The 12,173-nt window shown below is 57.6% G+C and carries 8 protein-coding genes and 1 pseudogene; 3 read left to right on the top strand and 6 right to left on the bottom strand.

The window, feature by feature from the left end; genetic code table 11:
* Nucleotides 1-314 precede the first annotated feature (314 nt).
* The 3 genes from NO900_RS06625 to NO900_RS06615 all read right to left on the bottom strand — a co-directional run bounded on the left by NO900_RS06625 (nucleotide 315) and on the right by NO900_RS06615 (nucleotide 5,268).
* Nucleotides 315-1,874, bottom strand: a complete 1,560-nt coding sequence (locus NO900_RS06625; RefSeq protein WP_256408433.1) for an alkaline phosphatase family protein — start codon at nucleotides 1,872-1,874, stop codon at nucleotides 315-317.
* Nucleotides 1,875-2,029: 155 nt separating this feature from the next.
* Entirely contained in the window at nucleotides 2,030-3,562 is a 1,533-nt protein-coding gene (locus tag NO900_RS06620) for an alkaline phosphatase family protein (protein WP_256408432.1), read from the bottom strand.
* Nucleotides 3,563-3,666: 104 nt separating this feature from the next.
* Nucleotides 3,667-5,268 (bottom strand): alkaline phosphatase family protein, encoded by a 1,602-nt coding sequence (locus NO900_RS06615; protein ID WP_256408431.1) that lies wholly within the window; start codon nucleotides 5,266-5,268, stop codon nucleotides 3,667-3,669.
* Between the two features lie 305 nt (nucleotides 5,269-5,573).
* Here NO900_RS06615 and NO900_RS06610 point away from each other — a divergent pair, with 305 nt between their 5' ends.
* Genes NO900_RS06610 through NO900_RS06600 form a run of 3 tightly spaced genes read left to right on the top strand, consistent with a single transcriptional unit; the run spans nucleotide 5,574 to nucleotide 9,585 of the window.
* Entirely contained in the window at nucleotides 5,574-6,608 is a 1,035-nt protein-coding gene (locus NO900_RS06610; RefSeq protein ID WP_256408430.1) for a glycosyltransferase family 4 protein, read from the top strand.
* A gap of 24 nt (nucleotides 6,609-6,632) precedes the next feature.
* Nucleotides 6,633-8,222: an alkaline phosphatase family protein gene (locus NO900_RS06605; RefSeq protein ID WP_256408429.1), complete on the top strand. Its 1,590-nt coding sequence runs from the start codon at nucleotides 6,633-6,635 to the stop codon at nucleotides 8,220-8,222.
* Nucleotides 8,125-9,585: a sulfatase gene (locus NO900_RS06600; RefSeq protein WP_256408428.1), complete on the top strand. Its 1,461-nt coding sequence runs from the start codon at nucleotides 8,125-8,127 to the stop codon at nucleotides 9,583-9,585. The genes NO900_RS06605 and NO900_RS06600 overlap by 98 nt, the downstream gene beginning before the upstream one ends.
* A 5-nt stretch (nucleotides 9,586-9,590) precedes the next feature.
* Here the strand turns inward: NO900_RS06600 and NO900_RS06595 are convergent, their stop codons facing one another.
* From NO900_RS06595 to NO900_RS06585, 3 genes and pseudogenes are all read right to left on the bottom strand, one after another.
* Nucleotides 9,591-11,036: an oligosaccharide flippase family protein gene (locus NO900_RS06595; RefSeq protein ID WP_256408427.1), complete on the bottom strand. Its 1,446-nt coding sequence runs from the start codon at nucleotides 11,034-11,036 to the stop codon at nucleotides 9,591-9,593.
* Between the two features lie 75 nt (nucleotides 11,037-11,111).
* On the bottom strand, nucleotides 11,112-11,951 hold the full coding sequence (locus tag NO900_RS06590; RefSeq protein WP_256408426.1) for a class I SAM-dependent methyltransferase: 840 nt from the start codon (nucleotides 11,949-11,951) through the stop codon (nucleotides 11,112-11,114).
* Nucleotides 11,952-12,078: 127 nt separating this feature from the next.
* Nucleotides 12,079-12,173: pseudogene (locus NO900_RS06585) on the bottom strand (IS5/IS1182 family transposase); the annotation flags it as partial.

Here is a 12,173-nt window from a genome sequence, read left to right as displayed (position 1 = left end):
CAAACGGGCGGAACGCTCGACATCAATGAGCCAATCACAGACGTGCCTTTGACAGATCCGGTATTTATACAGGCTGTTGATCAATCATCAGGTATTGTATACCAAATAGATAGTCACGGAACTTTCTAGGACAGTGGCCACAGAGCTTATTTATAGACATTATTGCTTGTTTGTCAGTAGACGGAGATTCAGTAGTTGGTTTAATTACGTCCGATAAACCTCAACTATTTTCAAAGAAAACAGACTGTGGGTTCTGCCCGGTACCCACTGTCAAGTGCTGTCTCGCCTGTTATCGTTTATGCTCAGGATTCCCGTTATTCAAGATAGCCCAATTCCCGAAGTCGGTCCTTTACCTCGTCCTCCTGCTCGCCGTTATCTGTAACACTACTGGCATTTGGCGTTTCGCCTCTCTGGACGAAGTTGTATGTTTCTGGGTCACGCTCCGCCGGATCTGTCCCACTTTGGAATAGGTCGAGTACACTTCCGCTCATCGATTCTGGTAATCTGTACCCGAGAGCATGAAGCACCGTGGGAGCGATATCGACAATGTTCGCTTCAACCTTGACTCCAGTCTTCTGGAATACTGGCCCTCTTGCGAATAATATTCCCTCCCGTGCGTGACCGCTCGTATCTACATCGAACAGTGGTTTGCTCACGTCGAAACGCGATGAAGCGTGAACTTCGGGTGTTTCAATAACCATGGTTAAATCTGGCGTGTGAGGCCCACCGCGTTCCAACCGCTCGAATCGGACTGTCAAGCCGGAGTTATCGACAGCAGTCTGCAGAGTCTTCTCGACCCGGTCCACTATCTGTCTGATATCGGATGGGTCGTTTGAGAGAACATAGATCATCGTCGTTTTTTGTCCCACATCGGCAATCGCAGATGTCTGGTCCCAGTCGATCCGTTCGAGACTAATTGCGTTGTCCAACCCAAGACTGTCTCCGGTAGGGATATTTGTCAGTAATCTCTCGGGAACGACTCTCCGAGCCAACGTTAGAAACCCGATTCTTGTGAGTGCGTCGCTCGCAGAGTCGCGCACCGACCCTATCGTTGCCTTCGTCGTGTTTCCGGAGTCCATTAACGAGACCAGCCCCTCGCGTTCAAGCACGTAATTCGGTGCGAATTTCGTCCTTACTTTTTCGAAGCCATGGTCGCTCATCACCAGAATGTTCTCACCGTCGTGGGCGTCGAGGAATTCCCCAAGACGGTGGTCGACTTCCTCGTATACCTCGAATATCTCACTGTCTTTGGAGGGGAGGCTATCGGGACCCCAGTAGTGGTGAGCGACCCTGTCGGTCGCGCGGATCAGTCCGACCGCAAGGTCTGGATTTTCCCGCTCGATCAGGTGCTCGAACGCGTCGAAGCGCTTGTTTATCAGATCGAGACTAAGTTCCACATACTCGCGAGATCCGGGCTCCTCATCGTTTCGAAGTTTGTAATCGCCGACGAGGTCTTGGAGTTCTTCCCAGCGCTCCGGAGGGTGTGCGTATTCGTCCTTGTACTCGGGGGCTGCGGCGATGATCGACCCGTCAATCTCTCGCCACGGATACGACCCGGGAATGTTGAACACCACTGATCTCCCTCCCTGATCGTCGACAATATCCCACATCTTCCCGGGAACGAACTCGTCGTGACTCAGGTCGTTTTTGCGTGTGTCCCGGTTGAAATGCGTAAATCCGTACATATCCAAGTCGGGTGGGTCTCGACCCGTGGCGAAGGTCGGCCATGCTGGGACCGTGACCTCGGGTACGGTACTCTCCAGTTCATCGTTCGTGCTGTCGTCGAAGAGACGCGTGAAGTTGGGAAGGTGCCCAGCTTCCGCCCACGGTCTTATGAGCGAAAATGTCGCTCCGTCGAGTCCGAGGACAATCATAGCTCAACTCACGCGAAGACCGGACAAAAGCTATTTGATCCCACAACAGCGGGAATCAGACGATTTCGACGCGGAACTGTGACCGCACGCTCTGAGTCGTAGCGATTTCGTTAATGACCCGCTTTCCGGATCGCGTTTACCGGAACAGGGTCTGTCTATTCGAGATATCCTAGGTCCTCAAGCCGTTCCTGAACGGCCTCGTCCCGCGCCCCTTGATCGGAATCGGTCCGGATTTGGGGATGTGGGATCGTATCCGAGTCGCGATATTCCACAGAGTATTCGTCGGCAGTTGCCGCTTCGATTACCTTTCCGTCGAACTCAGGAGAAAGTGGCATCCCCAAGACAGCCATTATCGTAGGCAACACGTCGACGATCGATGGCGTTTCGACAGTCGTTTTCTCGGCGAATAGCGGCCCCATCGCGGCGAAAAGACCGTTATATCGATGGTTGAAGTTATTGGTGTGACTGGCGTATCCTCCCGTTGGGGACTTCAACAGCGTTGGATAACATCCCGGGGCGGGGCGTGCGATGACGTCTGGTGCCCGTTTATCTGGATCGCTGTACGCTTCCTCCGCGAGAAGGACATCTCGGAAGAGCGGGCTTCCGTCGTCATCCGTGAGATCGGCTAGTTCCGTTTGTAACTGGCGACGGAGGGCGTCCGGGTCGTCTACGGCCGGATGGTCGAACCGCTTGTCGTTGATGAACACGCAACCGTATCGGAGTTGCCACGCTTTCGAATTGCGGTAATCGATGTTCGGTTCCGCCGCTTCCTGAAGCGTCTGTCCAACGTCGGTTGCGATGATATAGTTGTACAGCTGACGGATTTTTTCGTACAGTACGGACGACCGCTTCCCGATGGCCTTCGCGGTCTGAACCGCGATGTTTGCGGCCGACACAGAGCTTTCGCTCTCTCGGAGATACCCCCGTTGATGCAGGAAGTCGTTAATGTGTATGTTCGTGTGCTTTCGTTCGAACCCGTGATCGCTCATGAGTACCACGTTATCGGCCCGCTCCGCGAGGTCTTGCGCACAAGTATCGACGACCGATAACAGTTGTCGGTAGTACCGGCCCCTGGTCTCATCGTCGGAGAAATTCGATAAGAGGTGGCCCGCCCAGTCCGGTGTTGAGAACAGCACGAATCCGAGACGCGGGTCGTATTCATCAAACGCCTCTGCCGCAAAGTCCCGACGCGCACGAGTGATATCACAGACGTGGTCGAAGTACGTCTGCGGATTCTTTTTTAGAGACTTGTCATGATCGAGGATATAGTCCTCGAATGCGTCCAGCTGCTGAAGGTGACTCGGGACTGCGTCCTCCTCGTCTTCGGCGAGCATCGCGGAAACGAGGTGTGTGTCTTCCGCCGCAGGAACTCGACCGGCAGACGCTGGGAGGTTAACGAACAGCGCGTCGTCTATCAGATCGTACGCGGCGGCATCGGTCGTGTTCGTTCGTAGCGGACTCGTTTCGTAGTCCGACGCCTGCTGTATCATATTCGTAAGCCCGTGTGATCCGGGGTCTTTTCCGGTAGCAAAAGAGGTCCACGCAGGGAGCGTTGTCGGGGTGTCGACACTCATAAGATCTCCTGAGGCGCCGTTTTCAAGTACACGGTTAATATACTCCGGCTCAATATCGAACCGATCCAACATGTTCGTCGAGAGACCGTCGAGACCGATAACCAGGAGTTCCATTATCGGTAGTCGTCGAATATACACAATCAATTTGTCGATACTGTAGTTACCTGATCGGTGGACTGGTGATCTCCGCCTCCTAAGTGCTCCCGGTTCGGGTCGGATTACTCGAGATACCCCAAATCCGCCAGACGATCGGCCACATCCTCGTCTTCGGTGGCTGTGTGCGGTTCCGACTTGTATTTGGGATAGGTTTGGACTTCGGGAGCGTTCACCGGTGGGAGTGCCTCTCCGTCCATCAGCGTCGCAGGTGCGACGTTGAGCGTCGCAAGGACCGTAGGCGCTACGTCAAACAGGTGGGCGGCGTTTAGATCCGCTTCGGGATCGATATTGTCACCCGCGAGCGCCACGATACCGTAGCGTTTGTGATTCCAAGGTTCGGGTTCATCGAACCGCTTCCCGACGAGTGCGGACAGTTCGTGCTGGAAGTCGGAAGGAACGACCACCACGTCGACGGCTTCGTCCGCATGAGGGCCATGAATGTGCTTTTCACGAGGGACGACCTCCTCAAACACCGGATCGCCCTCCGGTGTCGTCACGCCAGACAGCAATTCGATGAGTTCGTCGCGAACGGCGTCGTATTCGTCTGGCGGTACGACCCCTTCGGGGTCACGTCCCTTGACGTTCAACCGGACACCGAGCTCCGATGGAGACCGGACGTACGCGTGCGACGACGGGAAATCGACCGAATCGCTCGCCGCGAACACGGCACCGACTGGGACGTGTCTGCCGATGAAATCCGCGAGCCCGAGCCGTTCGAGGACCGCTTTTCCCCGTTGATACGTCAGTCCGAACTCGGCGGCGAGCGCAGCGAGTCGCTCCAATGACGGACGTCCGGTCGTTTCCGTCTCGTCCCGAGTCAGCCGTTCATCTTTGATCTGGAACCACGACGGAACCCCCTGACCGTCAGTCGTCGTCTCGACCGCACCGTGTTCGTGAAGGAACTGATTCACGCGAACCTCATAGCCGTCGTACTCACCCATCCCGTGATCGCTCGCGACGACGACCGTTCGGGGGTCACAGCGCCCGAGAATCTCGCCGACTTGCTCGTCGACCGCGCGGTATATCTGTCGGACTTTCTCTTGATCTCCGGGGTAGTCGTGGAACACCGCATCGGTCTTCTGGAACTGTACGAAACCGAACTCCGGATCGAACCGGTCCGACAGGTATCGGAACGCCTCTCCGCGCATCCGCGTGAGTTCGAGGTAGTCTTCGAACCGCTCCTCTCCTCCGTGCTCGTCGGTTTCCCTGCGTGCGTATACGCGATAATCCCCGACCACGTCCCGAACGTCGTCGAGAACGCCCTCAGGATGACATTCCGGATCTTCCGAGGATAGGTACCCCGGAACAATTGCACCGTCGATATCCGAGGGCGGACCCGTCACCGGAGCGTTCACTACGACACTCGTGAGGCCCGCCTCATCGACGTACTCCCAGAGCGTCCGCTGTCGGACGTCGGTCGCGTTTACGATGTCCCAATCGTACCCGTCGAATCGCAGGAAATCGAAGACGCCGTGTTTACCGGGGTTGACACCCGTGTACAGTGACGGCCACGCACTCGCCGTCCAAGGCGGAATCTGAGACTCCAGCGGCCCCGCCGTCCCGTCCTCAAACACCGATCGGAGATTCGGGAGCTCATCCTCCTCGAACATCGGTCGAAGGACGGGGAAGCAGGCCGCATCGAGTCCAAGCAAGAGAGTCTGCATGCGTCTACCGAGCGGACCACGTCTCTTAAAGTTGATTTTCGTCGATTCGTCCGCCCGACGCGCGGCGATGTCGCGAATGCGGACCGGCCGTCGCTCGATTCGCCGGATCGAATTTGAGAATTGAAGCCGCTACGTTATCACGTGTCCGAGGCCCTGACGAGACGGCAAGAAGCCGTCATCGAGTCGGAAGCCGACGCGATCAGCAATCGTCGCCGGCCGGTTTGTCTTGTGGGACCGGCCTTACGTTTCCGGCACGGAGATGACATTCCATCTCATTTAACCATCCGGCCGTCGGCAGTTCGCGTATGGATCCCGACGCCGCTCGCGTGGCGATGCTCCACCAAGACCCCCATCCCGCCCACCGGGGGTTCGCAGAGGCGGTCGGCGCAGAACTTGTTGATTACCACCGCCTGAACGTCGGTCCGCTCGGTGGAACCATCGCCGAGGACGCGCTTAACGGCCTGTCCTATCCAGATTACGACGTGTACCTCGTCGAGGGATCCCGGCCGCTGTACGCCGCCCTCGCGCGGCGATTTACACGCGGCGGAAAAGTGATTTACCTAGCAGCTGACCACGGGCTATACGAACTCGGCAGCCAAGACTTCGAGGGAGGATCGGGAACCAAGTCGCTTATCGGCCGATTCGGCCGCCCGGCCGTCAGAACGGTCGGTCGGCGAGGAATCGACGGCGTGATCGCCGTCTCGGAGTTCGTCGCGGACTTCACCCGTCCGTTCGTCGGTCCGGGAACGCCGATCCGGATCGCCCATCCGTTCGTCCAACCCGACACGTACGAGTCGTTAGGAGCGGTGGATCCGGATATCGGGTCGGATGTCGTCGTCACCATCGCTCGTCCGTGGGAGTACAAGGGCGTCGATATGCTGGTCGATGCGTGGCCGGCCGTCAGGTCTGAGTATCCCGAGGCGGAGTTGCGTGTCGTCGGGAGGGGACACCCCGATGCGTACGAAGACACGCCGGGAGTCCGCGTCGAGGGATACATCGAGGATCTCGCCGACGCGTTCGCACCCGCGTCGCTGTTCGTTCAACCCTCTCGGGTCGACGCGTTCCCCGTGAGCACGCTCGAAGCAATGCGCGCCGGTGTCCCACCACTGGTCACGGACAGGGCTGGAACCCGATCGGAGGCCGGTGCCATCGACGAGACGCTCGTCGTGAACCCGAGTCCACAGGGGCTAGCTCACGGGGTTCAGACGTACTTGGCCCGGGACATAACCGAACGCGAGCAACTCGCGGGGAGAGCGCGCAAACGAGGTGCCAAATTCGATCCCGACACCCGAACGGCGGCCTTTCGGGAGGCGTTTCGCGAGATACTCAAAGCACTTTAGCCGAGGGGTATCGATAGGCTATCCATGACAGTTTACGTTGTCGGCCTCGACGGGGCCGACTGGTCTCTCCTGCGGCCGTGGATCGAAGGGGGAAATCTCCCCGCGTTCGCTCGCGTACTCGACGAAGGCATCGCGGGGGACCTCGAAAGTACTCTTCCCCCCGTTACGTTTCCCGCTTGGAAATGCTACTCGACCGGAAAGACGCCGGGAAAACTTGGGGTCTACGAGTGGTACGCGTACGATCGGCAGACGAACGAAATCTCGGCTAACGATGCCAGTGACTTCCGTTCACGGGAGTACTGGGACGTGCTGGCTGACCGCGGAGACCGCGTCGGGGTGATCAACATGCCCACGACACACCCGGCCGATGCCCGCGCCGGGGGTGACGAGATCGAAAACACACGGAATTCGAGCGACGACGGCGAGGTGTTCGTCGTCGCGGGGAGTCCGGCAAACGAGCGGAAACGTTTCACGAGTCCAGAGTCGCTCAAGAGCGATCTCCTGAGCGCCGTCCCGGGGTATCGAGTCAAACCAGACCTAGTGTTGGACGAAGCGACAGCTGACGAACTGGTAGCGGAGGCGACGACGCTGTTCGAACAACGCTTCGACGCCGCGACTTGGCTCGCCGAGGAGAAGGACTGCGATCTCGTACACACGACTCTGTTTGCGACGGACACGCTCCAGCATCGTCTCTGGGACCAACCGGAGGCGTTGCTGTCGGCTTACGAGCGGATCGACGAACTGCTCGGGGAGTTGCTCGACCGCGAGAACACCGAAGCCGTCATCCTGATGAGCGATCACGGATTCCGTGAGATCGACGAGGTGTTTCTCGTCAATCAGTGGCTGATCGAACGGGGTGACCTCGCGATCGAAGCGTCAGAGACGCGAGACCTACTGGCGTCTGTCGGGCTCACGGAGGAGCGACTCAAACGGCTCGTCGATACGCTCGGACTCGCGAACCTCGCGCAGTCGATCGTGCCGGAATCGATTCAGCGAGCATTTCCGAGTGAGAGCGGGCGGGTAGCTGTTCAGAACGCCGAGATTGACTGGACGCGAACGAAGGCCGTCTCGCTCGGTAGGGGCCCGATATACATCAATTACGAGGCCTTCGGAGACGATGAGGTGGGGGACCGCTACGCCGCGGAGTTGGCCGACGACCTGCGAACCGCGGAGACGCCTGTCGGAGACCCTGTCGTCACAGCGGTCCACGACCCCGCCAAATTTTACACGGGCGAGCGTCAGCATGCTCCCGACCTGCTCGTCGAGTACGCACCTGGCGTCGACGCTCCTGAGTCAATCGGTGGCACCGTGCTCGGCGAGACGACCGAGTGGCTCGCGACCCACCGTCGAACGGGCGTGTTCGCGGCCGTCGGCCGAGGTATCGCGGACGGGGACGCGGACCTCGACCTCTACGACCTCGCGCCGACGCTGTTACATTACTTGGGCGCGCCGGTTCCCGAAGATGTCGACGGCGACGTGCGATTCGACGTGCTCGTCGGCGAGCCCGCTCAACGAGATGTCGAAAGAGGAGCGCCGACGGCCGTGGGAACGGGCGGACGCGGTGCCGGTCGCGAAGTGGAGGAGACGCTGCGGGAACTGGGGTACATGGAGTAATATCGTGGGGGTTACTGCGATGAATCCGCTGAAGCGTTTCCCTCGCGTAAACAACGCCTGGGTGGACCTCAAACACCGAGTCGGACACCGGCTTCGGCGCCGCGATCGGGCGGTCGAATTCGAGGCGACCGCGACAGACCCTCGAAACGTGCTCGTGGTCGTCGTGGACTGCCTGCGCGCCGATCACGTGAGCGGATTCGGCCACGATCGAGCGACCACACCGACCCTCGACGGTTTCGACGCCGGCGCGTTCTCGAACGCGAAGGCGGCGAGCACGTGGACGTTCCCCTCGGTGTCGTCGCTGCTCTCGGGACGATACCCGCACCAGCACGGTGCGCGGTTCGATTCGGATCCACGAAACCTCTCTGCGGAAGAGTTCCCGCAACGCATGCGTCGCGATGTCGCTACAGTACCGGACCTGTTGGGGGCTGTCGGCTACGACACCGGCATGCTGACGGCGATTCCGATGGCCGAAAAGGCCGTCGGCGACCGGTTCGAAGACGTGTCAGTTCGGTACACCCCCGCAACCGAGCGGGTCGCGGCCGCCCGTGAATGGATTGCGGACAGGGACCGGTGGTTCTGCTATCTTCACCTCGGGGACCCGCACGTTCCCTTGGACATCCCGGACGAACACCGCACGACGTTCGACGTGCCGGAGATAGACGGTATCGACGACTGGCGGTTCAGAGAGACGACCGACGGTGAGGGGTTCGACGCGTACCGCGACGCCAAGCTCCGCGCGTACGACGCCGCTGTCAGGGGCACCGACGACGCCTTGCGCGAACTGCTCGCCACCCTTGACGACGACACCGTGGTCGCAATCTGTGGCGATCACGGCGAGGCCTTCTGGGACCATCCGCAGCTCGAACGGCGATTGAACGACGACCCCCGCGGCTACTACGCGACCGACCACGGTCACAGCGTATTCGAAGAACTCGCGCGAGTTCCTCTTTGGATACGCGCTCCCAACGTTGATCGTACAGCGTCTGATCTTCCCGTTTCGTTGGTTGATGTCGCACCAACGGTGTTCTCAGCGCTTGGGATAGACCCTCCCGAAGCTATCGCCGGACGTCCCTTGTCTGAACCGTCGAACGGTCGGACGCTCCTGTGCGAGGAGATCGCTTACGGATACAACCAGCGAGCGGCGTGGCTAGATGGCCAGAAAGCGATCACCGTACCGGAGACCGATGACACGCTGGCGTTCAAACTTGATACGTACCTGGAGGAAGAACCACTCAACGCCGTTCCCCGTGATCTAGAGGACGTGCTCGCGTCCTTCGGAACGGGGGTCGAAGGAGCGGGTCAGATGGACCTCGATGGAGACACCCGCGACCGGTTGGAAGAACTGGGGTATCTGGAGTAGATTCGTTACGAGCCGAGACCTGAGTCGCGATACAGCGACCAGATCGTGACCCTGAAGTTTGCACTGATAGCGAACAGTATGCCCATGTAGACGGCGCCGCCGACCCCGACGAGCAGTGCTGTGTTGAACCAGGATGCCCCCGTCACGAACCGAGAACTCGATTCGACGACGAGGAACATTACCGCCCCGGCCGCGAACTGTTCCATCAGGGGTCGAGGAACGAGCCTCACGTCCCCAAACTGTTTGTTAACGAGATACGCCAAGAGGACGTAGCGACTCACCTCCGCCAATACCGTCGCGAGCACCACGCCGATCGGTCCGATTTCGTACACGAGCGCAAACCCGAGGACGACGTTAAATACAAGCGCGAACGCGTCTATCTTCATTACGACGCTCGGGCGATCGATACCCTTGAGCGTCCCGCTGAAGATGAGCCGCTGCGTCTCGAAGAGACGATAGAGAGCGATCCCAACCAGCAGGATCCCGCCGTCTCGATACTCCCCACCGAATGCGGTGACGATCAACTGTTCGGGGATCGCCAACGAGCCAAAGAAGATGGGAATCGCCAGAAGACTGCTGTAGGCGATGACGTTCTGGACGTCTTCTGACACCTCCTCTCCCCGCGAGGAGAGGTTCGAGACCTTCGGAAGCAGCCCCGAGACAACCACGGTACCGATGAACAACGCAGGTACCGTCAGCTTGAATGCCGCCTGATATTCGCCGACGACGGCAGTAGTAAGTACGGCACCGAGGAGCAGACTGTCGAACTCGTTATACGCCTTTCCGAAGAAGCCCGACGGGATACTGTACTTCGCGAACTGCCACAGCGACCGTAGTGTCTTTGTTGACGGGAAAGCCGGAACCACGCCGACGAACAGCCACGCGGTGGCCCCGGTCAGGAGGGTCGCGGCGGCGAGTCCGTATCCCATACCGGCGGCGCCGAAGCCGGCCAGCACGAACCCGATCTGAAGGGGAAACGTCAGGAGCGACCGCAGCGTGTCGTTCCACGTCTGTCTGGAGGGCATGCCGATGGCGGCAATCAGGCGCTGATTCGGGACGAACAGGGCCGACGACGCGAACAACACGAAGAACACGAAAGCGGCGTTCGGCACGTTCGTGAACGACTCGAACCATCCCCTCAGCAGTGTCATGACTGCCGCGATCAGTACGACGGCGGCTGCGTTGACCAGCAGCGTCGCACCGAACAGTTCGCCACGGGGCGCGTCGGACTCAGAAAACCGCTTGTTGAGCGCGTCGCTGACCCCGTGAAGCGGTCGATCAACTAGGTACAAAATGGACAACAAAAAGTAGAAGCCGCCGAACGATGTCGGTCCGAGTACCCGGGCGAAGACGACCGTGCCGAGGAAGCCAACCACCGCTTGGAGAAACTTTCCGATCGACCCCTTGAACGACTCCCACCCGAGGTTGATGTTCGCGGCCTCATCACCCATAACACAGTCTAATTGATGATACGCTTGGTTCTTGGCTTTTCCGTCAGAGAATACAACTCTTATACAGAATAGTGATTAATCGATCTTCCGCATGTAACCAACGTTTTCTGATAATTTCCCACGATCAACATTTCTGACGTGAGTGAATATGTCAAAGGCTTCATTCCAAGTAATATCATCCGAGAGTACTATGCCTTCTTGATTCAACCATTCACAAGCTAATTCATATTCGAACATCATACACGGGTGTGAATGTTCGGAATCATGTATGAAAACGTCAAAATTATCAACTCTAGTTACCAATTTAGGAAGCTCTTTCTGACTCTTCCCGATGATTAGTTCCCAATGATCTCTCAGTTCCCCGGGAATAATCCAACTAGGTTCTTTATCACTTGGTATCGCTGCTCCTCCATAGCTCTCAAAAGTGTCGTCTCTGAATTCTTCTAACGACTCATCGGCCCTGTACGGGTAATCAATTGAATGTAATTGTCCGTATTCGTTTTTGTTGATGGCTAATAATACAGAAAGAGTCGATAGACCGTTACAAACACCTGTTTCAATCACAGTCTCTGGCTGTATTTTTCTTGTTATACAATAGTAATCCCGAGCAGTATCTAAACTGATTCCTCCCATACTAGAATCACCTCCAGTAAGCAGCTGGTACTTGTCCAACGCCTCATCTCGAATTTTGGCAACTGGGCCTTCCTCAAACTCCCTTACATACTTTTGATACTCCGACTGAGAATCAAATGTTGTCTCTACAAATCCGTTATGTAATTGCTTATTTGTTCTCCTTTTTGGATGTGCGATTTTATATCCCGTGTTAAAAAAGGCAGCAATTCGATGATAAACCGATCTTATACCTTTATATATGCTGTCAGGGATATGATCGTGTATCGCTGGTTCGGTCCTCATTTAACGGGGATATATAAACTCCCCCTACTTGAGTATTGTAGTCTGTCGTTGATAACATTGTGTTAATTAGTATCTGCTGTCTATTCGGGTTTATTGGCCGTGTTGAATCGCTGTAAGGCGTTGGAATTCACTGTTTGACGAGGCGTTTGATGTTATAGACGACACACATCAGCGCGATTTCGCGGAACTCACGGAACCATGACCGCGCTCGCACGGCGAAGC

This window comes from Halorubrum rutilum (genome assembly GCF_024494565.1).
Note: the sequence above shows the minus strand (reverse complement) of the source record. Positions and strands in the feature narration are given on the sequence as shown.

Excerpts from the sequence above, each read along its gene's own strand:
- NO900_RS06620 (WP_256408432.1), bottom strand. The coding sequence starts at position 3,562 with ATGGAACTCCTGGTTATCGGTCTCGACGGTCTCTCGACGAACATGTTG.
- NO900_RS06600 (WP_256408428.1), top strand. The coding sequence starts at position 8,125 with ATGTCGAAAGAGGAGCGCCGACGGCCGTGGGAACGGGCGGACGCGGTG.
- NO900_RS06610 (WP_256408430.1), top strand. The coding sequence starts at position 5,574 with ATGGATCCCGACGCCGCTCGCGTGGCGATGCTCCACCAAGACCCCCAT.
- NO900_RS06605 (WP_256408429.1), top strand. The coding sequence starts at position 6,633 with ATGACAGTTTACGTTGTCGGCCTCGACGGGGCCGACTGGTCTCTCCTG.
- NO900_RS06615 (WP_256408431.1), bottom strand. The coding sequence starts at position 5,268 with ATGCAGACTCTCTTGCTTGGACTCGATGCGGCCTGCTTCCCCGTCCTT.
- NO900_RS06590 (WP_256408426.1), bottom strand. The coding sequence starts at position 11,951 with ATGAGGACCGAACCAGCGATACACGATCATATCCCTGACAGCATATAT.
- NO900_RS06595 (WP_256408427.1), bottom strand. The coding sequence starts at position 11,036 with ATGGGTGATGAGGCCGCGAACATCAACCTCGGGTGGGAGTCGTTCAAG.
- NO900_RS06625 (WP_256408433.1), bottom strand. The coding sequence starts at position 1,874 with ATGATTGTCCTCGGACTCGACGGAGCGACATTTTCGCTCATAAGACCG.